20 protein-coding genes and 1 pseudogene are annotated in these 25,284 nt (G+C 66.7%); 15 read left to right on the forward strand and 6 right to left on the reverse strand.

The annotated features are described in order from the left end of the window. The first annotated feature begins 106 nt into the window (after positions 1-106). Positions 107-859, forward strand: coding sequence for an SDR family NAD(P)-dependent oxidoreductase (locus KZX42_RS05230; protein ID WP_248117738.1), 753 nt, complete (start codon positions 107-109; stop codon positions 857-859). Positions 860-1,005: 146 nt separating this feature from the next. On the opposite strand, the gene lepA is transcribed toward KZX42_RS05230, so the two are convergent. Further along, positions 1,006-2,814: a translation elongation factor 4 gene (gene lepA / locus KZX42_RS05235; RefSeq protein WP_087120456.1), complete on the reverse strand. Its 1,809-nt coding sequence runs from the start codon at positions 2,812-2,814 to the stop codon at positions 1,006-1,008. Between the two features lie 194 nt (positions 2,815-3,008). On the opposite strand from lepA, the gene KZX42_RS05240 reads away from it, so the two are divergent. Together KZX42_RS05240 and KZX42_RS05245 are read left to right on the forward strand one after the other, a co-directional pair. Continuing rightward, a complete protein-coding gene (locus tag KZX42_RS05240; protein WP_248117740.1) occupies positions 3,009-4,139 on the forward strand; it encodes an efflux RND transporter periplasmic adaptor subunit in 1,131 nt (376 codons plus the stop codon). 10 nt (positions 4,140-4,149) lie between these two features. Then, positions 4,150-7,236, forward strand: coding sequence for an efflux RND transporter permease subunit (locus tag KZX42_RS05245; RefSeq protein ID WP_248117742.1), 3,087 nt, complete (start codon positions 4,150-4,152; stop codon positions 7,234-7,236). Between the two features lie 61 nt (positions 7,237-7,297). On the opposite strand, the gene KZX42_RS05250 is transcribed toward KZX42_RS05245, so the two are convergent. Next, positions 7,298-8,212 (reverse strand): LysR family transcriptional regulator, encoded by a 915-nt coding sequence (locus KZX42_RS05250; RefSeq protein WP_248117744.1) that lies wholly within the window; start codon positions 8,210-8,212, stop codon positions 7,298-7,300. A gap of 78 nt (positions 8,213-8,290) precedes the next feature. On the opposite strand from KZX42_RS05250, the gene KZX42_RS05255 reads away from it, so the two are divergent. Further along, positions 8,291-8,728 carry a VOC family protein gene (locus KZX42_RS05255; RefSeq protein ID WP_248117746.1) on the forward strand — a complete coding sequence of 146 codons (438 nt, stop codon included), beginning with the start codon at positions 8,291-8,293 and terminating at the stop codon, positions 8,726-8,728. A 79-nt stretch (positions 8,729-8,807) separates the two neighbouring features. Here KZX42_RS05255 and KZX42_RS05260 read toward each other — a convergent pair whose 3' ends face one another. After that, the gene (locus tag KZX42_RS05260) at positions 8,808-11,450 is read right to left on the reverse strand and encodes a TonB-dependent receptor (protein ID WP_248117748.1); all 2,643 of its coding nucleotides are present in this window, start codon (positions 11,448-11,450) and stop codon (positions 8,808-8,810) included. Positions 11,451-11,654: 204 nt separating this feature from the next. Beyond that, positions 11,655-12,899 carry a Na+/H+ antiporter NhaA gene (nhaA, locus tag KZX42_RS05265; protein WP_248117750.1) on the reverse strand — a complete coding sequence of 415 codons (1,245 nt, stop codon included), beginning with the start codon at positions 12,897-12,899 and terminating at the stop codon, positions 11,655-11,657. 385 nt (positions 12,900-13,284) lie between these two features. Here nhaA and KZX42_RS05270 point away from each other — a divergent pair, with 385 nt between their 5' ends. From KZX42_RS05270 to KZX42_RS05310, 9 genes and pseudogenes are all read left to right on the forward strand, one after another. Further along, positions 13,285-14,730 carry a protein adenylyltransferase SelO family protein gene (locus KZX42_RS05270; protein ID WP_248117751.1) on the forward strand — a complete coding sequence of 482 codons (1,446 nt, stop codon included), beginning with the start codon at positions 13,285-13,287 and terminating at the stop codon, positions 14,728-14,730. 122 nt (positions 14,731-14,852) lie between these two features. Beyond that, a complete protein-coding gene (locus KZX42_RS05275) occupies positions 14,853-15,374 on the forward strand; it encodes a DUF2975 domain-containing protein (protein WP_248117752.1) in 522 nt (173 codons plus the stop codon). A 9-nt stretch (positions 15,375-15,383) separates the two neighbouring features. After that, a complete protein-coding gene (locus KZX42_RS05280; RefSeq protein ID WP_248117753.1) occupies positions 15,384-15,599 on the forward strand; it encodes a helix-turn-helix transcriptional regulator in 216 nt (71 codons plus the stop codon). 280 nt (positions 15,600-15,879) lie between these two features. After that, complete coding sequence (locus KZX42_RS05285; RefSeq protein WP_282438832.1) at positions 15,880-16,224, forward strand: DoxX family protein; 345 nt, start codon at positions 15,880-15,882, stop codon at positions 16,222-16,224. Between the two features lie 175 nt (positions 16,225-16,399). Continuing rightward, entirely contained in the window at positions 16,400-16,879 is a 480-nt protein-coding gene (locus KZX42_RS05290; protein ID WP_201096571.1) for a MerR family DNA-binding transcriptional regulator, read from the forward strand. A gap of 3 nt (positions 16,880-16,882) precedes the next feature. Further along, the gene (locus tag KZX42_RS05295) at positions 16,883-18,667 is read left to right on the forward strand and encodes an acyl-CoA dehydrogenase C-terminal domain-containing protein (RefSeq protein ID WP_248117755.1); all 1,785 of its coding nucleotides are present in this window, start codon (positions 16,883-16,885) and stop codon (positions 18,665-18,667) included. Between the two features lie 238 nt (positions 18,668-18,905). Beyond that, positions 18,906-20,069, forward strand: coding sequence for an acyl-CoA dehydrogenase family protein (locus KZX42_RS05300; RefSeq protein ID WP_248117756.1), 1,164 nt, complete (start codon positions 18,906-18,908; stop codon positions 20,067-20,069). 19 nt (positions 20,070-20,088) lie between these two features. Next, positions 20,089-20,367, forward strand: coding sequence for a type II toxin-antitoxin system prevent-host-death family antitoxin (locus tag KZX42_RS05305; protein WP_248117757.1), 279 nt, complete (start codon positions 20,089-20,091; stop codon positions 20,365-20,367). Further along, a pseudogene (locus KZX42_RS05310) lies at positions 20,364-20,615 on the forward strand (Txe/YoeB family addiction module toxin); the annotation flags it as partial. The gene KZX42_RS05305 and the pseudogene KZX42_RS05310, both read left to right, overlap by 4 nt. Positions 20,616-20,623: 8 nt before the next feature. Here KZX42_RS05310 and KZX42_RS05315 read toward each other — a convergent pair. After that, complete coding sequence (locus KZX42_RS05315) at positions 20,624-22,162, reverse strand: AarF/UbiB family protein (protein WP_248117758.1); 1,539 nt, start codon at positions 22,160-22,162, stop codon at positions 20,624-20,626. Positions 22,163-22,270: 108 nt separating this feature from the next. On the opposite strand from KZX42_RS05315, the gene KZX42_RS05320 reads away from it, so the two are divergent. Together KZX42_RS05320 and KZX42_RS05325 are read left to right on the forward strand one after the other, a co-directional pair. Further along, entirely contained in the window at positions 22,271-23,002 is a 732-nt protein-coding gene (locus tag KZX42_RS05320) for a 16S rRNA (uracil(1498)-N(3))-methyltransferase (protein ID WP_248117760.1), read from the forward strand. Positions 23,003-23,091: 89 nt separating this feature from the next. Continuing rightward, complete coding sequence (locus KZX42_RS05325; RefSeq protein WP_248117763.1) at positions 23,092-24,453, forward strand: glutamate--cysteine ligase; 1,362 nt, start codon at positions 23,092-23,094, stop codon at positions 24,451-24,453. Here the strand turns inward: KZX42_RS05325 and KZX42_RS05330 are convergent. Further along, positions 24,450-25,184, reverse strand: coding sequence for a hypothetical protein (locus KZX42_RS05330; RefSeq protein WP_248117764.1), 735 nt, complete (start codon positions 25,182-25,184; stop codon positions 24,450-24,452). The genes KZX42_RS05325 and KZX42_RS05330 overlap by 4 nt on opposite strands. Positions 25,185-25,284 lie beyond the last annotated feature (100 nt).

The following is a 25,284-nucleotide window of genomic DNA, read 5'->3' on the forward strand; positions in this document are numbered from 1 at the left end:
ATTTCTTTCCAGACGGTAAGTAGGGCGGTTTCAAGTGCCTACTTTCGATTGGAGAGTGACGGTCATACCTCATCGTCATCGCTGACGCATCCCCGAGGAGACGATCGTGAACATCACCGACAACACCCTGCTGATCACCGGCGGCGGCACGGGCATCGGCCGCGCCCTGGCCGAGGCGCTGCACGCGCGCGGCAATCGGATCATCATCACCGGCCGTCGCGAAGACGTGCTGAAGGCGACGGCGGCCGCCAATCCCGGCATGGCCTGGGCGACGCTGGACATGGAGGACGCCGCCGCCGTCGCCGCCTTCGGCGCCCAGGTGGTCAAGGATCACCCCGCCCTGAACGGCGTCATCCTGAACGCCGGGATCATGAAGGCCGAGGACCTGAAGGCCCAGCCGTTCGACTTCGCCTCGGTCGAGGCGACCATCGCCACCAACCTGCTGGGGCCGATCCGCCTGACGGCCGCGCTGCTGCCGCATCTGATGGCCCAGCCGACGGCGACGGTGATGACGGTGACCTCGGGCCTGGCCTTCATCCCCCTGACGGCGACGCCGACCTATAACGCCACCAAGGCGGCGATCCATTCCTGGACCCAGTCGCTGCGGCATCAGTTGGCCGACACCTCGGTCGAGGTGCTGGAGCTGGCCCCGCCCGCCGTGGCCACCGACATCGTGCCAGGCCATGCGGAGAACCCCAACTCCATGCCGCTGGCCGACTATACGGCCGAGGTGATCGGCCTGATCGAGCGGGGGGATACGCCGCGCGGCGAAATCCTGGTCGAACGGGTCAAGCCCCTGCGGTTCGCCGAGGTGAACGGCTATGAGGCGGTGTTCGAGCGGCTGAACGGGGCGCATTGAGCTGCGGGCCGCTCATCCCTGCGAAAGCCGGAACCAAGCGCTTCGGGTGAAGAGTGCGTGGGCCGAAGGCCGGTGGTCATTCGCCCCCCATTCGACGCCAAAGACCAGGGTCCCGGCGTTCGCCGGGATGAGCGGAAGTTAAAACCTCAATCCTCGTCCATCTTCAGGGCGGCGATGAAGGCTTCCTGCGGGATTTCGACCTTGCCGAACTGGCGCATCCGCTTCTTGCCGGCCTTCTGCTTTTCCAGCAGCTTCTTCTTGCGGGTGGCGTCGCCGCCGTAACACTTGGATGTCACGTCCTTGCGGAGCGCCCGCACGGTCTCGCGGGCGATGATCTTGCCGCCGATGGCCGCCTGGATCGGGATCTGGAACAGGTGCGGCGGGATCAGTTCCTTCATCTTCTCGACCATGCCCCGGCCGCGCGTCTCGGCGCGGGCGCGGTGGACCAGCATGGACAGGGCGTCGACCGGCTCGGCGTTGACCAGGATCGACATCTTCACCAGGTCGCCGACCTTGTATTCGGTGATCTCATAGTCGAACGAGGCATAGCCCTTGGAGATCGACTTCAGCCGGTCGTAGAAGTCGAACACCACCTCGTTCAGCGGCAGCTCATAGACCACCATGGCGCGGTTGCCGACGTAGGACAGTTCGATCTGCTGGCCGCGACGGTCCTGGCACAGCTTGATGACGCCGCCGAGGTATTCGTCCGGCGTCAGGATGGTGGCCTTGATCCAGGGTTCGGCGATGGTCTCGATCTGCATCACGTCGGGCAGGTCGGCCGGGTTGTGCAGGTCCATCTCGGTCCCGTCGCGCAGGCCGATCTTGTACACGACCGACGGCGCCGTCGCGATCAGGTCGAGGTTGAACTCGCGGCTGAGGCGTTCCTGAATGATCTCCAGGTGCAGCAAACCCAGGAAGCCGCAGCGGAAGCCGAAGCCCAGCGCCGCGCTGGATTCCATCTCATAGGTGAAGGAGGCGTCGTTCAGGCGCAGCTTGCCGATGGCGGCTCGCAGGTCCTCGAAGTCGGCGGCGTCCACCGGGAACAGGCCGCAGAAGACCACCGACTGGACTTCCTTGAACCCCTTCAGCGGCTCGGCCGTCGGCTTCTTCTCGTCGGTGATAGTGTCGCCGACGGCGGCGTGGGCGACTTCCTTGATCTGGGCGGTGATGAAGCCGACCTCGCCGGGGCCGAGTTGGTCGACCGGCGTGTTCTTGGGCAGAAAGACGCCGACCCGGTCGATCAGGTGGGTCGAGCCGTTGCGCATCATCTTGACCCGCATCCCGGTCTTCAGCACGCCGTCGAACACCCGCACCAGCACGACGACGCCCAGATAGGGGTCGTACCAGGCGTCCACCAGCATGGCCTTCAGCGGCGCATTGATATCCCCCTTGGGCGCCGGCAGCTTGGTGACGATGGCCTCCAGCACCTCCTCGATGCCGATGCCTGACTTGGCGCTGGCGAGGACGGCTTCGGAGGCGTCGATGCCGATGACGTCCTCGATCTGGGCGCGCACCCGGTCCGGCTCGGCGGCGGGCAGGTCCACCTTGTTCAGGACCGGCACGATCTCATGGTTGTTGTCGATGGCCTGATAGACATTGGCCAGCGTCTGGGCCTCGACCCCTTGGGAGGCGTCCACGACCAGCAGCGAGCCCTCGCAGGCGGCCAGCGAACGCGACACCTCATAGGCGAAGTCCACGTGGCCCGGCGTGTCCATCAGGTTCAGGATGTAGTCCTGCCCGTCCCTGGCCCGATAGGTCAGGCGCACCGTCTGGGCCTTGATGGTGATGCCCCGTTCCTTCTCGATCTCCATGTTGTCGAGAACCTGTTCGGACATCTCGCGCGCGGTCAGGCCGCCGGTGTGCTGGATCAGCCGGTCGGACAGGGTCGACTTGCCGTGGTCGATATGCGCGACCACGCTGAAGTTGCGAATGTTCGAAATAGGAGGAGTCGTCATCCGCGCGCCCCTATCATGCGTAAGCATGCGGGGCCAGACGCACGGCCGATCTGTCGCGCGTCGGGTCACATTACAGCTTCGCAATAAACCGCTTCCGCGTTTGAGAACACTGTCCTGACGCGGTATGCATCAGCCCTTCCCCAGAACCGGCGCGAGCCGGCGATCCGCTTCGCCTGCAACCGAGGAAATCCCCCGTGTCCAAGACGACCCGAACCGCTCTCAACGTCGGCGCCATGGCCCTGTCGGCCTTCCTGCTGGCGAGTTGCGGCGGGCATGGTGAGGAAAAGACCGAAGAAAAGGCCGGCGGTTCGCGCCAGACCGTCAGCGTCGCCACCGTGTCCCAGACCAGCCTCAACCGCACCGTGACCGCGTCCGGCACCGTGTCGGCCTGGGAAGAGGTGCCGGTGGCGGCCGAGACCGGCGGCCTGACCGCCGTCGCCGTCTATGTGGACGAAGGAACCTACGTCCGGCAGGGTCAGCCGCTGGTGCAGATGAACGACGTCCTGCTGCGCGCCCAACTTCAGCAGCAGCAGGCCCAGGTCCAGCTGGCCCAGGCCAATGTGTCGCGCGACGACGCCGCGCTTGATCGCGCCCAGCAGTTGAAGGCGCGCGGCTTCCTGAGCCAGGCGTCGCTGGACACCGCACTGGCCAATCAGCGGTCCTCGACGGCCAATCTGGCCGCCGCCCGCGCGGCCCTGTCGGAAACCCAGACGCGGCTGAGCCAATCCACCATCCGCGCGCCGGTCGGCGGGCTGATCATCAGCCGCAGCGTGACCAAGGGCCAGATCATCGCGGCCGGAACCGAACTGTTCCGCATGGTCCGCGACGGGCGGCTGGAGCTGGACGCCCAGGTGCCCGAGACGGAGCTGGGCCTGGTGCGCGCCGGCCAGTCGGCGACCGTGACCTCCAGCGAGGCCGGCCAGACCACCGGCTCCGTCCGCATCGTGACGCCAGAGGTCAACGCTTCCACCCGACTGGGCCTGGCCCGCATCTCCCTGGCGCCCGGCACCCAGCTGCGGCCCGGCATGTTTGCGCGCGCCGACATCGCCGTGGGCGACCAGCCGGCGACCACCGTTCCGACCGGGGCGGTGCTGTACCGGGAGAACAAGCCCGGCGTCTTCGTCCTGAACGGCGACAGGGTTCATTTCCACCCGATCACGGTCCTGTCGCGCACCGACGCCCAGACGGCGGTGTCGGGCGTCAACACCGGCGTGCGCGTGGTGGTGGACGGCGCGGGCTTCCTGAACGAAGGCGACCACGTCAACGTCGCACCGGCCGTGGGCGCCCCTGCGCCGGCTGCCGCCGCGCCCGCCGCGACCAAGTAGGACCGACGCCATGAACCAGATGTCGTCCTGGGCGATCAAGAATCCCATTCCGATCATCCTGCTGTTCCTGCTGCTGACGCTCGGCGGCGTGGTCGGCTTCATGGGGATGCGGATCAATCAGAACCCCGACGTCGACTTCCCCCTGGTCGCCGTCACCGCCGCCCGTCCCGGCTCCGCCCCGGCGGAGATGGAGGTGCAGGTCACGCGCCTGATCGAGGATTCGCTGGCCGGCCTGTCGGGCGTGCGCCACATCAACTCAAACATCACCGACGGCGTCTCGACCACGACCATCGAGTTCGAACTGGGCACCGACACCGACCGGGCCACCAACGACGTGCGCAACGCCATGACCGGCCTGCGCGCCAGCCTGCCCCAGGACATGCAGGAACCGGCGGTCCAGCGCATCGACATCACCGGCGACGCCCTGATCACCTATGTCGTGCGCTCGCCCACCATGACGCCGGAAGAAATCAGCTGGTTCATCGACAATGACGTCAGCCGCGCCCTGCTGGCGCTGGGCGGCGTGGGTCAGGTCAACCGCTCCGGCGGCGTCGATCGCGAGATGCGGGTCGAACTGGATCCCCAGCGCCTGGCCGCCTATGGCGTCACGGCGGCTCAGGTCAGCCAGGCCCTGAACAACGTCAACAACAACCTGCCGGGCGGGCGCGTCACCATCGCCGGGTCCGAACGGTCCGTCCGCACCCTGGGTTCGGCCACCTCGGTCGAACAGCTGCGCGACACCCTGGTGCCGCTGGGCGATGGCAAGACGGTGCGACTGGCCGATCTGGGCAAGGTCGAGGACAAGTGGAGCGAGCCGCGCCGCCTGGCCCGCTACAACGGCCAAGAGGCCGTGACCTTCAACTTCCTGCGCTCGCGCACCGCCTCCGAGGTCAAGGTCGCCGACAAGGTCCGCGAAGAGGTCAAACGCCTGAACGAGGCCCATCCCGAACTGACCATCCGCCAGGTCACCGCCAGCGTCGAACAGATTGAGGAATCCTATCTGGCCTCGCTGGAGGCCCTGCTGCTGGGCGCCGTTCTGGCGGTCATCATCGTCTTCATCTTCCTGCGCGACTGGCGGGCGACCTTCATCGCGGCGACGGCCATGCCGATGTCGCTGATCCCGACCTTCGCCATCCTGGGGCCGATGGACCAGTCGCTGAACGTGGTCACGCTCCTGGCCCTGTCGCTGACCATCGGCATCCTGGTCGACGACGCCATCGTGGAGATCGAGAACATCGTCCGCCACATGCGCGACGGCAAACCGCCCTATGACGCCTCTCTGGAGGCGGCCGACGAAATCGGCCTGGCGGTCGTGGCCACCACCGCCACCATCGTCGCCGTGTTCGCCCCCGTGGGCTTCATGCCCGGCATCATCGGACAGTTCTTCAAGGCCTTCGCCCTAGCGGCCTGCGTGTCGGTGGTCTTCTCCCTGCTGGTGGCGCGCACCCTGACGCCGCTGATGGCCGCCTATATCCTCAAACACACCCACCATGAGGACAAGGACCCCTTCTGGATGGGCGGCTATCTGAAGGCGCTGCGCTGGTCGCTGGGCAATCGCTGGAAGGTGTTCGTCCTGGGCATCCTGTTCCTGGTCGGCTCCATCGTCACGGCGGGCGTGGCCAAGATGTCGTTCGAGTTCCTGTCGCCGGGCGACACCGCCCGCGCCGCCTTCCAGGTCGAACTGCCGCCCGGCGCGACCCTGCGCCAGACCGATGCGGTGGTGCAGCAGGTGACCCGCACCCTCGAGGCCCGGCCCGAGGTGACGTCGGTCTATGCCGCCATCGGGGGTCAGGACGTGACCCAGGCCAATGTCTATGCCGACATGGTGCCCAAGGGCGACCGCGATCTGAGCCAGCAGGCCTTCGCCCGCGCCATGGTGGATGAGCTGAAGAAGATCCCCGGCGCCCGCATCCGCGCCGGCATCGCCCAGCAGGGCGGCGGTCCCGGCGACGGCACGACCTACACCTTCTCGATTCTGAGCGACAATCCCGACGCCCTGAACGCGGCGGCGCGCAAGGTCGAGGCCGAGATGCGGACCGTTCCGGGCCTGGCGAACGTGGTCAACTCGGCCGCCATCGCGCGACCGGAAATCCTGGTCACACCGCGGCCCGACGAGGCGGCCCTGGCGGGCGTTTCAGCCGGCGCCATTTCGCAGGCGGTTCGGGTCGCCACCATCGGCGACGTCGATCAGAACCTGCCCAAATACAATCTGGGCGACCGTCAGATTCCCATCCGCCTGCAACTGACCGAGGCGGCGCGCGAGGACCTAACGGTGCTGGAGAACCTGCGGGTTCCGGCCAACAACGGCGCCTCGGTGCCGCTGAGCGCCGTCGCCGACATCCGCTTCGGCGCCGGCCCCGCCACGGTCACGCGCCAGGACCGGTCGCGGATCGCCTCCATCAGCGCCGAACTGGACGGCGCCACGACCGGCGCCGCCAGCGCGGCGGTCAATCGCCTGCCCTCGGTCAAGAACCTGCCCGCCGGGGTGCGTCAGGTGCCAGCCGGCGACGCCGAGTTCATTCAGGAAATGGTGACCGGCTTCGCCATCGCCTTCGCCGCGGGCCTGCTGCTGATGTATGCGGTGCTGACCTTGCTGTTCAAAAGCTTCGCCTATCCGATCACCATCATGGCGGCCCTGCCCCTGGCCATTGGGGGCGCCTTCATCGCCCTGGCCATCGGGGGCGCCAACTTCTCCATGTCGGCCCTGATCGGGGTGCTGATGCTGATGGGCATCGCGGCCAAGAACTCCATCCTGCTGGTCGATTACGTCATCATGGCCGAACGGGAGGGAATGCCCCGTCGCGAAGCCATACTGGACGCGGCGCACAAGCGCGCCCGCCCCATTCTGATGACCACCTTCGCCATGGGGGCGGGCATGGTGCCCATCGCCATGGGCGTGGGCGCCGACGTCCAGTTCCGCGCGCCCATGGCCATCGCCGTGCTGGGCGGATTGATCTCCTCGACCTTCCTCAGCCTGCTCTACATCCCGGCCATCTTCACCATCGTCGACGACTTCGCCCAAGGCGCTCGCCGCATCCTGCGCCGCAGGACGGCCGGCCAGCGCGAACTGGCCAAGCCGAAGCGTGCGACGGAATAAGGGACGCTCTTCAGGAGAGGTCGGCCGGCGGCGGACCTCTCCTGGCCTCTTCAGACGGCGCCTAGGCAGAGGGATCGGCGGGGACGCTCTGTCCGATCTGCGTCCGCAACCATCTCAGGCCCTGGTCGTGATCCCGCCGGACATGCCAGGCCTGCACCAGCGGAATGGTCGGCAGCGCCATCGGGGGGCGTGCGATCACCAACCCGTCGTCTGGCCTTGGCGTCAAACTCCGGCGTGCGGCCGTCAGGATCAGGTCGGAGCCGCGCACAAGCTGCGGCGCGACCGACCAATGCGGCAAGGTGATCGCCACGCGCCTGGTCAGGCCCTGCGCGGCCAAGGCCGCGTCCACCTCTCCATTGTCCTCGGGCGAAGCGGAGACGGCGATGTGCGGTCGCGACAGATAGGCCTGTAGCGAAGCCGGCGCCCCCGATGTCGCATCGGCGAGGCAGGCGAACGCATCGTCGAACAGCGGTGATGTGCGAAGGTCTTCGGCTCGCCCCTCTGGATAAACCCCGATCGCCAGATCGATCTCGCCCGCCCGGATCGCGGCGCGTGCGCCGTCCCGACCGAGAGAGACCAGAGCCAGGGTCACATCGGGCGCCGCATGAGCGATCCGCAGCGTCAGAGCGGGCAACAGGACTTCGGCGGCGTAGTCCGACATCGACAACCGGAACTCTCGCTTCGCGCGCCCAGGATCGAAGACGCGATCGTCAACCAGGCCGCCGAGGGTCGACAGGGCGTCCCGCAACGGAGCCGCCAGTTCCAAGGCGCGCGGCGTCGGCTGCAGTCCGCCCTGTCGCCGCACCAGGATCGGATCGTCGAACAGAACCCGAAGACGGGCCAAAGCATGGCTGACGGCAGGCTGTGTCTTGTTCAGCCTAAGGGCGGCGCGGGTGACGTGCCGTTCGGCGAGCAGGGCGTCCAGCACCACGAGAAGGTTGAGATCGACGCCGTTCAGGTCATTCACAGATCGCATGACAGACATACTGCATCTTCATTTCCATTCGCTCAACGCATGGAAAAGGATGCGGGCGTCAAGCAAGGAAAGCGAGAAATGTCCGACACACCCACGCCCGACCGGGGCCTGACCCACATCGCGCTTGTCGTGCGCGACCTGGATCGGAGCCGGGCCTTCTATGAAACCTTCGCCGGGCTTTCCGCGACCCACGAACGCGGGGGAGCGGGCCCCATAAATCGCGTCGTCTGGATGGCGGACCCGCATACGACGTTCGCCGTCGTGCTTGTGGAATCCGACGACCTGCGCGACACGCCCTTGGGGCCGTTCGGCCATCTGGGCATGGCCTGCGCCAGTCGCGCGGACGTGGATCGTCTGGCGGACCTCGCCAAGGCGCACGGCATTCTTCGCTCGCCGCCAAGGCAAAGCCCAGAACCGGTGGGGTACTGGACCTATATCGCCGACCCCGACGGCAACACCCTGGAGCTGTCCTACGGCCAGACCGTTCGCCATTCGGCCCGACAGGCGGCCGGATAGCGGCCGGTCGAACGCCCAGGAAAAAGGGCCGGCCGGTCGCCCGGTCGGCCCCTCATCGTTCAGCCCTGCGGGCTGACGATCAGTATTTGACCTTCAGCGTCACCCCGTAGGTGCGCGGGGCGCCCAGGTAGGCGTTGTAGGTCGCCGTGTCGGTGGCAATGTTGTAGTAGGTGCCGTCCGCCTGAGGCGTGGTGGTGTTGGTGAAGGCCGTGCCCTGCAGCGGGGCGGCGAAGCCGACCTGGGTGTATTCTTCCTGCAGCAGGTTCTGGCCCCAGACCTCCACGGTCCAGCGTTCGTCTTCCGACCCGATCGACACCCGGCCGTTGACCACGGTGAAGGCGTCCTGATGCTTGTAGGGCAGCAGGTCCGAGCCGGTGTTGTATTCGGTCGAATATTTGGCCGACAGGTTGAACCCGCCGCGCAGGCCGCCGCCCAGCGAACGGTCGAAGGCCAGGGCGCCGGTCAGCGACCATTCCGGGGCGAACGAGGCGCGCGCGCCTGGCAGCAGCGACAGCTGCGGGAAGCGGCCCGGGCTGGACAGGTCGCCGGCGCCGAACACGCCGTATTTGGCGTCGGTATAGGTCACGCCGCCCTGGAAGGTCAGGCCCTCGACCGGGGTGAACCAGACCATGTCGGCGTCCACGCCGCGCGACTTCAGCTCGGGGATGGATTCCACCACGAAGGCGGTGCCCAGGAAGGTGTTGAGTTGGAAGTTCTCGAACTTCTGGTCGAAGTAGCTCAGGTTCAGCAGCATGGTGCGGTTGAACAGGGTCGTCTTGACCCCCGCCTCATAGCTGTCGACCGTCTCGGCCTTGAAGAACAGCGAGGCGTCCGGCGTCACGCCGGTCTGCACCCGGTCCATGTTGTAGCCCGCGCCCTTGTAGCCGCGCGCATAGGACCCATAGACCATGATCGAGGGGTTGAAGCGGTAGGACGCCTTGATCGTGCCCGACAGGTCGGTGTCGCTGAACTTCTCCTGGATGCGGCGACCGTCATAGAGCGGGTTCGACCAGGGCAGGCACAGCAGGCCCAGCGCGGCCGCCGGCGTGCGGACGTTGGCGGTTCCGGGGATGGGCGAAGCCGGCAAAGCAGGCGCAAGGTTGTTCGCCAGAGCGCCGCCGCAGGCCGCGCCGTTGGTCCCCAGATTGTCCTGCAGGCCCAGCAGACGCTTGCTGTCGTAGGTGTAGCGCAGACCCAGATTGATGTCGAAGGCCTCGCTCACCTTCCAGGTGTTGTTGGTGAACAGGGCGACCGATTCCGACTTCTGGGAATAGTGGTCCTCATAGGCCTTGCCCACGCCGAAGGTGGGAGCCGCGGCGCTGGCCGGGGCCAGCCCCAGCACGCATAGCGGTTGTCCGGCCAGGGCGCCGGTCGTGCCGACCAGGAAGCCGTTCGGATTGGTGAAGCAGCCGATCCGCGACGGGCTGGGGCCGCCGAAGGCCGCCGGAACCGAGGCCGTCAGCAGGAAGGAGGCGAAGGCGTTGTAGTCCGAGCCATAGACGTAGCTGTCGTCGCGATAGACCGTCTCGCGCGTGGCGAACATGCCGACCAGCCAGTCGAACCTGTCCGTCGTGCCCGCCAGACGCAGTTCCTGGGTCAGGTTGCCGACGCCATAGCCGTTGGAGCCGTCGTTGGCGCGGTACAGGAGGTCGGCGCCGGTGTAGTCCAGGTCCATCCCCTGCTGGAACGACCAGTCGCGCCACGAGGTCAGCGACGTCAGGGTGGCGTTGATGCTGGGGAAGTCGATGTTGACTTCCGCCGACAGCCCCATGTCCTCGATCTCTTGCGGCGTCTCGCGGTTCGAATAGGCCAGACGCGAGAAGGGCACCGTGCCGAACCCTGCGGCAGGCGGCGTTTGGCCAGGGCCGTTCGGCGCGGCCAGGGCGGCGATGAAGGCCTGGGACGGGCCGACGCGCGTCTGCACGGCGACGCAGCAGTATTCCTCGCGCTTGGTGTAGTCGGCGATCAGGCGGATCGAGGTGTTGTCGTTGGGCAGGATCAGCAGCTGGCCGCGCGTGGTCCAGTAGTCCTGGTTCTGGTCGTCCTTGCGGCTGTTGGGGCCGTCGCCGTTGTTGACGTCGTAGAAGCCGTCACGCTCGCGGTGGGCGACGAACAGGCGACCGGCGATCTGATCGGTCAGGCCGCCCGTGGCCGAAACCGATCCGCCGATGGCGCCGAAGTTGCCGCCGGTCAGTTCGGCCGAGATCGATGGATCGAACGACGGCCGTTCGGTGATGATGTTGATGACCCCGGCCGAGGTGTTCTTGCCGAACAGGGTGCCCTGCGGCCCCTTCAGGACTTCGATGCGGCTCAGTTCGCCCAGGTCGCCGAATCCGACCGAGTTGCGCGAACGATAGACGCCGTCGATCACCACGCCGACCGAGCTTTCCAGGCCGGGGTTGTCGCCCACGGTGCCGGCGCCGCGGATGCGGACGGTGGTGGAGGCTTCCGACTGGGTCGAGGTGACGGTCATGCCGGGCGTCAGGATCTGCAGGTCCTTGATGTCCTGCACGCCCGCGCCCTGCAGCAGTTCCTGCGACAGGGTGGTGACCACGATCGGCACGTCTTGCAGGCTCTGTTCGCGCTTCTGGGCGGTGACGATGATGTCGTCCACGGTCGCCGGCGCTTCCTGCGCGGCGGCGGCGCCGGCGAAGCCGAAGGCCACGGCGCCGATGACGGCGGCGGCGGACACGGTGGTCCTGAGTTGAAGATTGCGGCGCATTGGCGTCCTCCCGGCTGAAGTCGCGTCGCCTTGGGCGATCGCGGCGTTTCCTGTTCCCATCGACGTCCCCTTCGTGGGGGAGCGTTCGTTATCGCTAGGCTAAGCGCGCTTCGACGCCACCGACAAGCGAGCGTTCTCGCCCGCGACGATTTTTCGCCGCAGATCCGCCTTTGTGTGTCGGGGAAGCGACAGAAAACCCTGACGCTAGGTCAGTTTTTGCCCGGTTTTCGGCCCTAACGGCTCTACGTCCGGTCGCAGAGCAGCGGGGTCGAAGCGGCGCGTCCGGCCCGCCAGACCCAGCACCACGGCCGCCGCGACCGCCGACAGAATCGAGCCGCCGATAACCCCCAGCTTGACCTCGACCTGTTCGGGGCTGTCGACCGCGCCAGGGAAGGCCAGCACGCCGATGAACAGGCTCATGGTGAAGCCGACGCCGCACAACAGCGACACCCCATAGACCTGCACCCAGCTGGCGTCCGTCGGACGCGCGCCGATCCGCAGCGTCGAGGCCAGCCAGGCGGCGCCGAACACGCCGATCTGCTTGCCGAGGAACAGGCCTAAAGCGATGGCGACGACCAGGGGCGCGAACGCCTGATCCATCGACAGGCCGGCGAAGGAGACGCCCGCCTTGGCGAAGGCGAACAGGGGCAGGACCAGAAAGGCGTTCCACGGATGCAGGTCGTGGATGGCCTCTTTGAGCGGGCTCCGGCCGTCCTCGGCGCGGGCCCTGATCGGCACGATCATGGCGAAGGCCACGGCGGTCAGGGAGGTGCTGAGGCCAGACAGCACCGTCAGATACCAGACCAGGGCGAACCCCACGCCCCAGAAGGGCGCGGGTAGTCGCATGCTGTGCGCGGCGACGGCGCCCGCGATCAGGGCGGCGGCGGCCCATAGCAACGGAATCCAGTTCGTCCCCTCGCTGAACAGCACCGCGATCAGGGCGATGGCGCCCAGGTCGTCGACGATGGCCAGGGTCAACAGGAAGACGCGCAGCGACGCCGGCAATCCCTTGCCCACCAAGCCGAAGACAGCCAGGGCGAAGGCGATGTCGGTGGCCAGAGGGATGGGCCAGCCCGCGTGGGGCGCGCCGATCAGGCCGGACAGCAGCAGATAGACCGCCGCCGGCCCCGCCATGCCGCCCAGGGCCGCCAGCACCGGCGTCGCCAGCTTCTTGGGATCGCTGAGCTCGCCGCGCACGATCTCGTATTTGATCTCCAGCCCCACCACGAGGAAGAAGATCGCCATCAGACCTTCCTTGATCCAGTCGGAGAGCGTCTCCTCCAACCGGACCGGTCCGATCTGCAGGACGTGATAAGTCTTCAGCCAGGCGAAATACTCCCCGCCCCAGGGCGAGTTGGCGACCATCAAGGCAGCGAGGGCCGCCAGCGCCAGGGCCAGGCCGGACGCCGCCTCGGTCTTGAGGAAATCCAGTGTCAGTCTGCGCGCCACGGCGGCCTCCAAAAGGAAGTTTCGTCGTGACGCCAGGTTATCGACGGGCGTCGGACCGGATTCGCCGCCCGCGAGGGCGCGCCGGCCTGGCCGCGCGAGGCGACCTGATGGCTGGAGGCATTATAGATGAATCTGGCTGCGGGACCAATCGCCGGCTTCCTTCGTCATTCCGGGCGAAGCGCAGCGAAGACCCGGAACCCAGCGGCGCCGAAGGCGAAACCTATCCGCCCCAAGCGCTTCACAGATCGAATCCGCGACAGGTTCGCGCTCACGCGCGCCGCTGGGTCCCCGATCTGCGCCGCAAGCGGCTTGCCGGAGGATGACGATATAATAGATCGGCAGGAAGCGGTTGCGCTCCTGCCTTGCGACACGCACCTAGCTCTCCATGCCCGTCTCCTGCGCCTATCGCCCCGAACCACGTTTCATCGACCTTGGCCCCGACTATTCCGACGCCGTGCGATCGGCGGACTTTCCGCAGACGATCCTGCGGTTCCGCAACGACCGCGCCGCCGCAGAGGTCGGGCTGGAGGGGCTGAGCGACGCCGAGTGGATCGCCGCCTTCGGCCGGTTCGACCCCCTGCCCGGCCAGCCCGGCCCCATCGCCATGCGCTATCACGGGCATCAGTTCCGCCACTACAATCCCGACCTGGGCGACGGGCGCGGCTTCCTGGCGGCGCAGATGAGGGAAACGCCTCAAACAGCCGCGCTCCGCGAGCGCGGCGATAGGCCAAGATTGATGGACCTGGGGACCAAGGGTTCGGGCCGCACGCCCTGGTCGCGCGACGGAGACGGCCGGCTGACGCTGAAGGGTGGAGTGCGCGAGGTGCTGGCGGCGGCGATGCTGGAGGCGCTGGGCGCGCCCACCAGCCGCGCCCTGTCGCTGATCGAGACCGGCGAGCCGCTGGAGCGGGGGGACGAGCCGTCGCCCACGCGATCCGCCGTCCTGGTGCGCCTGTCGCACAGCCATGTGCGGTTCGGCACATTCCAGCGCGCCGCCTATCTGAACCGGCCCGACCAGATCGAGGGGCTGATCGAACACGTCCGCAGCCTTTATCACCCGCATGTCGCGCCGGGCGACGTTCACGGCCTGATGCGCGCCATCGTCGACGCCTCGGCCCGGCTGACGGCGCGCTGGATCGCGGCCGGGTTCGTGCATGGGGTGTTGAACACCGACAATCTGAACGTCACGGGCGAAAGCTTCGACTATGGCCCCTGGCGGTTCCTGCCCGCGTATCAGCCCAGCTTCACCGCCGCCTATTTCGACCATGGCGGCCTCTACGCCTTCGCCCGCCAGCCCGAGGCCGTGTTCTGGAACCTGACGCAGTTGGCCAGCTGCCTCGCGGTCGTTTCCGATCCCAAGATCCTGGCCGACGCCCTGAACGGCTTCGGCCCGGCCTATATCCGCGAACTGCGCGCCGCCTTCCTGATGCGGCTCGGGGTCCAGAGTTTGGGCGAGGCGGCGGATCAGCGTCTGGTGGACGCGACCCTGGCCCTTCTGCGCGAAGGCGGCGAGGCGATGCGGTGGGAGCCGCTGTTCTTTGACTGGTTCGGCGGCTTCGCCTCCTCGGCCCGCGCCCTGTCCGGTCCCCGCGCGAAACTGTATCAGGGCGAGGCCTTCGACGCCTTCCGCTTCGCCTTGATGGAGCACGAGCCCGACCGGATCGAGCGGCTGGAGCATCCGATGTTCGCCGCGCGCGAACCGGAGGAGATGCTGATCGACGAGGTTGAAACCCTGTGGGCCGCCATCGCCGCCGACGACGACTGGGCGCCGTTCCAGGCCAAACTGGCCCGGCTGGAGGCGGCCCGCGTCGCTTGGGGCTTCACCTCCTGACGCCGAACCTTACGAAAGCTTCATCTCGTTTATCGATAATTTTCTTGCCCGTTTATCGATAAATCCATATCGATAGTCACCAAGGCGGTCGCGGAGGGCGACCCGATGGGAAGGCTTTCGCAATGAAATTGATCGGCAAATACTCCATCGCCAGCGCGCTGCGTTGGCTCCTCGGCGTCGCAAACGTCTTCGTCGTGATCGGCGGCGTTCTGACGCTGATCCTGTTCGCCTTCGCCCTGGCGGACCCTAGCCTGGGCGCCGGCCTGCTGGACGGGATGGAGGGCCGACCGGCGGATCCGAGCCACATCCTGCACTGGAGCGGCGCCTTGGTCTTTCTCGGCGGCGCCCTGGCGTGCGGCTTCACCTGGTGGATCATAAATCGACTGCGGCGCATCCTGTTGTCGGTGAACCAGGGCGACGCCTTCGAGTTCGCCAACGTCAAACGGCTTCAGGCGGTCGGTCTGGGATTGATCGGTCTTCAGCTGGTCAATCTGGCCCTCGTCGTGGCCGCCACCCTGGGCGAAGGCGCGCTGAACCGCAGCCTGAACCTGGGCGCCTGGCTGGGCATTCTGGTGGTCTTCATCCTCGCCGAGGTGTTTCGCCAGGGCGCGGCCATGCGCGACGAACAGCTGACCACGGTCTGAGGGCGCGCCATGATCATGATCCAACTGGACCGGCTGTTGCTGGACCGCCGGATGTCGCTGACCGAACTGTCCGACCGGGTGGGGGTGACGATGGCCAATCTGTCCATCCTGAAGACTGGCAAGGCCCGCGCCGTCCGATTCTCCACCCTGGACGCCCTGTGCCGCGAACTGGATTGCCAGCCGGGCGACCTGATCGTCCAGACGCCGGGGCCGCAGCCGGAATAGGCCCGATCCGTAATCCGAATGATCGACGAGGCGCGGAAACATCTTTCCGCGCCTCAACGGTTTGGGGGGCTGTAACACAAAGTCATCAGCTGATGTCATCAGCTGATGTCATCGCCGGATGACAAATATCGAAAGCGCCGCTATATCCCTCTTGCGAACGGCGCCGACCAATCCGATATCGCGGCTGTTACGAATTAGGCCTTGCCCCATGACCACGACGACATTCCCCGCCCCTCAGTCCCGCAACCGCGCCGCCTATCGCAACATCGCCCTTTAGACGCTGCAGGGCTGGATCGCGATGTTCTTCATCGCGGCAGGCTACGCCAAGCTGACCGAGCCGATGACCAATCTGATCAATCTGATGGGCTGGCCCGCCGTCGCGCCCGAGAACATGGTGCGCGGCCTGGGCGTGGTCGAGATCGTTCTGGCCATGGGCGTGCTGAGCCCCCTGATCTCCTGGCGCGTCGGCCGCCCGCTGCTGCTGACCGCCGCGACCGGCCTGGTCGTGTTGGAGACGGCCATGCTGGCCGTCCACGCCGTCAATCAAGACATCGCCCTGGCGGCGGTCAACGCCGTCCTTCTGGCCTTTACGGTTCCGGTGCTGCTGGGTCGCCGCCGAGCCTGACGCGCCGACCAGTTCGAGCGCCGGACGTTCTCCCCCCTCCATCCGGCGTCTCGCGCCCGGAACCGTTCCCCCGGTTCCGGGCTTTTTCTTTGCCGAAAGCGCGCCGTCGAAAAAGCTTACCCTTACGTGCGCGTAAACTCTTCCCTTTACGTGCGGGTAAAGTTATGGTCGGCCCATGGCCACAGCCGACGACCACAGAACCTATTCCATTCGCCAGCTGTGTCGCGAGTTCGGCGCCACGGCCCGGGCCCTTCGTTTCTATGAGGACAAGGGCCTTCTGACCCCTGCGCGCAAGGGTCAGACGCGGGTCTATGATTCCCGCGACCGCGCACGGCTGAAACTGATCCTGAGGGGACGCCGCATCGGCTTCACCCTGCAGGAGATCCAGGACATGATGGATCTCTATGATCAGAAGGACCACAACGTCCATCAGATGGCGGTGGCCCTGGTGCGGCACCGCGCCCAGATCGCCGCGCTGAAACAGCAGCTTGAAGACATCGAAGGCGCGATCGAGACGGCGGAAACCGCCTGCGCCTGGATGGAATCCAAGCTTTCAGAACACCGCCCGGACCTGCTGCCGGGCGCCGAGGACTACGAGAAACTGCTCCAGTCCCGCCTCAACCACGACCATCACCCCTTCAAAGCAAGAGCTTGATCCATGGCCTATAAGTCGCCCGTCCGTGACTTCACCTTCATCCTCAACGAAGTGCTGGAGATCGACCGCTACACCAATCAGCCGGGGTTCCAGGACGTGTCGTCGGATCTGGTCGGCCAGATCCTGGAGGAAGGCGCCAAGTTCGCCGACGAGGTGATCGCCCCGATCAACAATCCCGGCGACAAGGAAGGCTGTCACTGGGCCGAGGGCGGCGTGGTCACCGGACCCAAGGGCTGGAAGGAAGCCTACAAGGCGATGTCGGAAGCCGGCTGGATGGCCCTGGCCGCCGACCCGGCGTATGGCGGCCAGGGCATGCCCAGCGTAGTGGCCTCGGCCTTCGGCCAGATGACAGCGGGCGCATCGGCCGCCTTCTCGATGTATCCGGGCCTGACGTCTTCCGCCTATGCCGGCATTCACGCCAGCGCCTCGGACGAGATCAAGACCAAATATCTGCCCAATATGGTGTCCGGCGAATGGTCCGGCACCATGAACCTGACCGAGCCGCAGTGCGGCACCGACCTGGGCATGGTCCGCACCAAGGCCGTCCGCAACGACGACGGCAGTTTCTCGATCACCGGCCAGAAAATCTGGATTTCGGCGGGCGAGCACGACTTCTCGGACAATATCATCCACACGGTGCTGGCGCGCATCGAGGGCGCGGCTCCGGGCATCAAGGGTCTGTCGCTGTTCGTGGTGCCGAAATATCTGGTCAACGAGGACGGCTCGCTGGGCGAACGCAACACGCTGCAATGCGTGGGGCTGGAAGAGAAGATGGGCATCCACGGCAACGCCACCTGCGTCATGCAGTATGAGGGCGCCAAGGGCTGGCTGCTGGGTGAAGAAGGCCGCGGCATGAACAATATGTTCGTGGTCATGAACGAGGCCCGCCTGGGCACCGGCCTGCAGGGCCTGGCCATCGGCACGGCCGCCTATCAGGCCGCCGTCGAGTTCGCCAAGGACCGCCTGCAGGGCCGTTCGCTGACCGGACCGAAGAACCCGGACGGGCCAGCCGACCCCATCATCGTCCATCCCGACGTGCGCCGGATGCTGCTGGAGGCACGGGCCTTCGTCGAGGGCGGCCAGGCCTTCATCCTGTGGACCGCGCTTCACGCCGACCTGGAGAAGTCCGAGGACGAGGCCGTGGCGACCAAGGCCAAGGACTACATGGGTCTGCTGACGCCGGTGCTGAAGGCCTATCTGACCGACAAGGGCTTCCATGTCGCCTCGCTGGCGATGCAGGTCCACGGCGGTTCGGGCTATACCGAACACTTCCCCGCCTCGCAGTATCTGCGCGACGCCCGCATCACCATGATCTATGAAGGCGCCAACGGCATTCAGGCCCTGGACCTGGTGGGCCGCAAGCTGCCCGCCAACGGCGGCCGCGCCATCATGACCTGGTTCGGCGAGATCGACGCCTTCGTCGCCGAGAACAGCGGCAATGAAGCCATCAAACCCTTCGTCGACGGCCTGGCCGACGCCAAGGCCAAGCTGCAGGAGGGGACCATGTGGCTGATGCAGAACGGCATGGCCAACCCGGACAACGCCGGCGCCGCCTCGACCGACTATCTGAACGTCTTCGGCCTGACGGCCCTGGCCTATATGTGGGCGCAGATGGCCAAGGTCGCGCAAGCCCAGGTCGAGGCCGGTTCGACCGACCCCTACTATGCGACCAAGCTGCAAACCGGCCGCTACTTCGTCGAGCGCATCCTGCCCGACGCGGAAAGCCACCTGAAGAAGCTGAAGACGGGCGCCGACGTGCTGATGGCCATGCCGGCCGAGGCGTTCTGAGAACGGTGACGGCCTGTCCTGTTTGCAAATGGGAGCTGGATTTCGAACCGATGCAATCGTTCGAAATCTGCCCCTGTTGCGGGACGCACTTTGGTTATGACGACGCAAAGGCGACACACGCCGAGCTTCGTCGGAAATGGATTGCGACCGGCCTTCGCTGGTGGTCGAAATCCATACCAAGACCTAACGGTTGGGACGCAGAAGCCCAACTGAAATCATAGCGACAAGGGACGAAACGATGAACGTGCTGGGCAGCCCCGAACCCGATTTCATGAAGGAAGAGGAGATCACCCTCTTCTCCGACAGCGTCGGCAAATGGATCGACGAGCACGCGCCGCCCGAGAAGGTGCAGGACTGGATCGCCGCCTCCTCGGTGCCGCGCCAGCTGTGGAACGAGGCTGGGGCGGCGGGCCTGCTTGGCCTGTCCATGCCCGAGCAGGAAGGCGGCTTCGGCGGCGACTATCGCCATGAGGTCGTGCTGATGCGCCAGCTGGGCTGGAAGGGCGCGGATCACTTCGGCATCAGCCTGCACAATGCGATCGTCATGCCCTACATCTGGCATTACGGCACCGAGGAGCAGAAGCAGCGCTGGCTGCCGCGCCTGCAATCGGGCGAACTGGTCGGCGCCATCGCCATGACCGAGCCGGGCGCCGGATCGGACCTGCAAGGCGTCAAGACGACCGCCATCAGGTCGGGCGACAGCTATGTCGTCAACGGCTCCAAGACCTTCATCACCAACGGCCAACTGGCCAATCTGATCATCGTGGCGGTCAAGACCGACCCGGCGGAAGGCGCCAAGGGCGTGTCCCTGATCGTGGTCGAGACCGACGGCGCCGACGGCTTCGAACGCGGCCGCAATCTGCACAAGATCGGCATGGAGGCCAACGACACCTCCGAACTGTTCTTCAACGACGTGAAGGTGTCCGGCGACAACATCATCGGCGGCGGCGAGGGCCAGGGCTTCGTCCAGTTGATGCAGCAACTGCCGCAGGAACGGCTGAACATCGCCGTCCAGGGCGTCGCCGCCGCCGAGCGGGGACTTGAGGCGACGCTGGCCTACGTCAAGGAGCGCAGGGCCTTCGGCAAGCGAATCCTGGACTTCCAGAACACCCAGTTCAAACTGGCCGAGGTCAAGACCAAGCTGACCGTGGCCAAGGTCTTCGTCGACCACTGCATCGGCCTGCATCTGCAGGGCAAGCTGGACGCCGCCACCGCCTCGATGGCCAAATACTGGGTCACCGACATCCAGGGAGAGACCCTGGACGAGATGCTGCAACTGCACGGCGGCTATGGCTATATGAACGAATACGCCATCGCCCAGCTGTACAAGGACGCCCGCGTCCAGCGCATCTATGGCGGCACCAACGAAATCATGAAGCTGCTGATCGCGCGGACGCTGTGAGTCCCTTGCGAGAATGTACGTGAATGCGTACATTCTCGCCATGAACGCCATGTCCGTCACCGAACTGCGCAAGACCCTGGCCGCCACCATCGACCGGGTTACGTCGGACCATGACTACACCATCATCACACGTGAAGGGGGCAAGCCGGCGGCGGTTCTGATGTCGCTGGAGGACTTCGCCTCGTGGCAGGAGACCGATTATCTGCTGCGCAGCCCGGCTAATCGCGAGGCGCTGCGCGCCTCCATCGCCGAACTTGAAGCGGGCGGTGGTCAGGCGCGCGCACTGATCGAGGAATGAACCTCATATTCTCGGCCCGCGCCTGGGCCCAATATGTCGAGTGGCCGAACACCGATCGCAAAGCCCTGAAGAAGTTAAACGCCCTGATCAAGGAATGTCAGCGCACGCCCCTCACCGGCTCCGGCAAGCCCGAACCCTTGAAGGGCGAACTGTCGGGATGGTGGTCCCGGCGTATCGATCAGGAACACCGGCTGGTCTATCGCGCGTCTCAGGCGGGATTGGAGATCGTTCAGTGTCGCTATCACTATCGAGCGCCTCAGCCGCCCAGCAACGCCCCCACGACCAGACCGAGCGCGATCAGGCCGCCCGCGCAAAGGATGGAAAATCCGATCCATCGCCCGGCCTGCATCACGGCCTTGGCTGTCTCACGATCAGACGCGGCGGCCTGCCTGCCCGGATCATCCAGCAAACGCCGCGACGCCGCGCGGATAAGGCGCGGCAGGTCGCCGCCTGACGCCGACAGGTCCAGCAGGGCGCCGACCAACTGGTTCTGCACGGTTCCCAGACGACGCCGCGAAAAGACCACCCGTTTCCAGGCGCCGCTCATGGCGCGCACCAGATCGAAGTCGGGATCGACACGCGACAGCACACCCTCGATGGTGACCAGGGCCTTGAGGATCAGCATCAGGTCGGGCGGCGCGGCGACCCGCTCTTGGCGCATCAAGGCCATCATGTCGGCGACGATCGCGGGCAGGTCCACCTGACCCTGGCCATGGCGGGCGATAAGCCGTTCGGCGCCCGCCGTCAGGCTCTGGGACGGCACGTCCGCGCCCTCGGTCCAGTCGGCCAGAACCTCGGCCATCCGCTGGGCGTCGCCGCCCGCCAGCGCCTGGACGAAGCTGATCAGTTCGGCCCGGCGGCGCGGCGTGACCACGCCCACCATGCCGAAGTCCAGCAGGCCCACCCGGTCGCCCGCCATGCCCCTGAGATTGCCGGGGTGGGGATCGGCGTGGAACCGGCCGTTGACCAGAACCATGTCCAAGACCGCATCCGCCCCGATGCGGGCCAGCCGCTGGGGATCGACGCCTCCCGCCCGCAGCCGCTCGGCGTCGGTGGGCGCGATCCCGTCCAGATAGTCCTGAACCAACACCCCGTCGGTGGTATAGTCCCAATAGACGGCCGGGATGACCACGTCGGGATTGGCGGCGAAGTCGGCGCCGAACCGGTCCGTGTTGCGCCCCTCCTTGGTGAAATCTAGCTCGTCCAGCATAGCCTCGGACAACTGGGCGACCAGGGCGCGGGGACGATAGCGGGCGATTTCGCCGCTGGCCTGTTCCGCCTTTCGCGCCAGTTCGGCGATCAGGCGCAGGTCGGCCTCGACACGCGGCCGCACGCCGGGACGGCGAATCTTGACCACGACCTCGGTTCCGTCGATCAGGGCGGCGCGGTGCACCTGGGCGATGGAGGCGGCGGCCAGGGGCGCGGCGTCGAACCGGGCGAAGATCTGTTCCGGCGGGCCGCCCAAAGCGGCCTCCACGTCCGGGCGCAGGATGTTGAAATCCAACGTCGCGCCGCCGCTTTGCAGCCGTTCGAATTCTTCGATCCAGTCGGGCGGCAGCAGGTCGGACCGGGTCGATAGAATCTGGCCCAGCTTGATGAAGGTCGGCCCCAGCGCCTGGAGCGCCAGACGGGTGCGCCGCGACAGAGGCTCCACCCCCGCGTCCTCGACACCGCCCGCCTCGCGCCCCAGCCCCAGCCCCAGTCCCAGCCGGGCCAGAACCGCGCCCAGGCCGAAACGAGCCGCTATGCCCGAGATTTCCGTCAGACGCTTCCGGTCGCGTGCGGCAACAGCCAAGGTTGTGAACATGGCCAGACAAACGCCGGGTGGAGGGCGACGTTCCACCCCGCCCCCTCGAGCCGTCAGGGATTGGTCCGGGGGCCTGAACCACGATATGCAGGGGCCATGATCCGTCTGCATGTTCAGGGCGCCCTAACGCCCGCCGCCGCCGTCGCCCCCACGTTGGACCAGTCCCGCTATCTGACCCAGGTCATGCGGTTGAAGGCGGGGGACGAACTGCTGGCCTTCAACGGCCGCGACGGCGAATGGCGGTGTTCGGTCGCGGAGGTGCTGAAGAAGGGCGTGATCCTGCGCGCCGAAGACCAGGTCCGCCCCCAGACCTTCGGCCCCGATCTGGAGTTGATCGTGGCGGTGGTGAAGAAGGCCAGGGTCGAGACGATCGTGGAGAAGGCGGCGGAACTGGGCGCGCGGCGGGTGCGGCTGGTGCTGACCAAACGCACCAACGCCGACCGCATCCGCCTGGACCGGCTGGACGCCATCGCCGAGGAGGCCGCCGAACAGACCGGCCGGATGGACGTGCCGGTCGTCGAGGACCCCATCAAGCTGGACGCCCTGCTTGACGGCTGGGGGGCGGGACGGCGCCTGATGTTCTGCGACGAGACCGGCGGCGCGCCGCCGATGTCGGCCCTGGCGGCCGCGGGCGCCGGCTCCCAAGAGCAAAAATGGTCCATCCTGATCGGACCAGAAGGCGGGTTCGCGCCGGAAGAGGGCGAACGGCTGCGGTCCCTGGCCTTCACCACCGCTGTTTCTCTGGGTCCGCGCATCCTGCGCGCCGACACCGCCGCCATCGCCGCCATGACCTTGTGGCAGGCGGCGGTCGGCGATTGGGAACGATAAGTGTAACGGATGCTCTTGAGCCACGCCGCAATCTTGCCCATCTAGCCGCGACAGACGGTCGCGTACGGCGCGCCGCAGGGGACTGACGCATGACCGAAGACGCGCCGCTGAGCCGCAACGCCCTGATCGAGGCCATGTCCAAGGGCGCCAAGCCCAAGGATCAATGGCGCATCGGCGCCGAGCACGAGAAGTTCGGCTTCGACAAGATCACCCTGGCGCGCCCCGCCTATGACGGCCCGAATGGCATCAAGGCCATGCTGGAGGGGCTTGAGCGGTTCGGATGGTCGCGCGTCGAGGAGAACGGCTTCCTGATCGGTCTGGAACGCAAGAACGCCGAGGGATTCACCGCATCCGTCAGCCTGGAGCCCGGCGGCCAGCTGGAGCTGTCGGGCGCGCCGCTTCTGACCATCCACGACATCTGCAACGAGACGGGCCAGCACCTGATGGAGGTCAAGCAGGTGGCCGACCAGATCGGCGTCGGCTTCCTGGGCGCCGGGTTCGACCCGCTGTGGACCCGCGAACAGGTCCCGATCATGCCCAAGGGCCGCTACGACATCATGCGCGCCTATATGCCCAAGGTCGGGACCCTGGGCCTGGACATGATGCTGCGAACCTGCACCATCCAGGCCAACCTCGATTTCGACTCGGAAGCCGACATGGTGCTGAAGTTCCGCACCTCGCTGGCGCTGCAGCCCATCGCCACCGCCCTGTTCGCCTGCTCCCCCTTCACCGAAGGCCGCCCCAACGGCTTCCTGTCGGCCCGCGCCAATGTCTGGACCGACACCGACGCCGACCGCACCGGTATGCTGGGCTTTGTGTACGAGGACGGTTTCGGCTTCGAGCGCTACGCAGACTACGCCCTGGACACGCCGATGTATTTCGCCAAGCGCGGCGGCAAATACGTCGACGCCTCGGGCCAGTCGTTCCGGGATTTCCAGGCCGGGAAACTGCCCGCCCTGCCCGGCGAATATCCGACCCTGAAGGACTGGAACGACCACCTGACCACCCTCTTCCCCGAGGTCCGGCTGAAGTCCTATCTGGAGATGCGCGGCGCTGACGGCGGGCCTTGGAGCCGCATCTGCGCCCTGCCCGCCCTGTGGGCTGGGGTTCTGTACGACGCGCCGTCGCTGGCCGCCGCCTGGGACCTGGTCAAGGACTGGGACATCGCCGACCACGAGCGCCTGCGCCGCGACGTGACGCGCCTGGGCCTGAAGGCCGAGGTCGCGGGCCGGTCGGTGCGCGACATCGCCGTCGATCTGGTCGCCATCGCCAAACAGGGTCTGAAGAACCGCGCCAAATTCTCGGGCGGCATGGTGGACGAGCGCGGCTATCTGTCGGAACTGGAAGACATCGCCGACAGCGGGATCACCCCGGCCGAACGCCTGCTGGACCTGTATCACGGGGCCTGGCAGGGCGACGTCAAGCGCATCTACGCCGACTTCGCCTATTAAGGCGTGGTGTAGTCCGAACAGTCGGGCATTTTGCGATCCGGTCGGTATTCGCCCGCCGCCGCGTCAAACGTGAACCGGCGCGTGAAACTGCATTTCGGATCGCGCACCGTGATCAGGTCGGCGGGCTTCAGCGGCGGCTTCTCCAGCGAATCCTCGGACCGCGAGGCGCCGCGCGGATAGGCGGTCGCGGTGGTCGCATAGGTCAGCACGGGCAGGGCCTCGCTCGCCTCCGCCTCGACGGTCAGCACGCCCTCGAAGCCGTATTCATCGTGGCAGGCGCCCGCCCTCTGCGTCATGTCCTCCTCGCTGAAACAGGCCCGGATCATCAGCGAACCCTGGATTGGCACGGACAGGACCGGCGTCGACGCGGCGTCGCCCCGCGCATCCAGCCGATAGAGCCGCAGCTCCGTCGCCTGGCCGCCGCCGCCCGAATACATGCTGCGGGTCTCCACCTGCACCCCGGCCAAGGCGCCGCCGTTGCTCAGGCGGATTAGGTGGGTCCACGGCTGAAAGCTCTCGACCGCGCTGTTCTCGGGCTTGGCTATGGCGGTCGCGTCGTCGGCCCGGCGCAGGACGGGCCGCACCACCGGCTCGCCATCCTGTTCGCCCCCCACCAAGGCCACGCACCAGCCCCCGTCGCCGGTGCAGGCGCGATCATCGACGCGCGTCAGGGTCTGCAGGCCGCCTAGGTCGGATTGAAGGGCGGCGATCAGGAGAAGGGTGGCGATCATGCCGTCATCCTAAGCCTACCCGATCCCGACGCCAGCCGATATCGCCAGACCAAACTTGACAAGGATTGCCAAAGCGCCGCCTCTTGTCGCCAGGAGGCCG

This window comes from Brevundimonas sp. EYE_349 (genome assembly GCF_023147505.1).
GTDB lineage: Bacteria > Pseudomonadota > Alphaproteobacteria > Caulobacterales > Caulobacteraceae > Brevundimonas.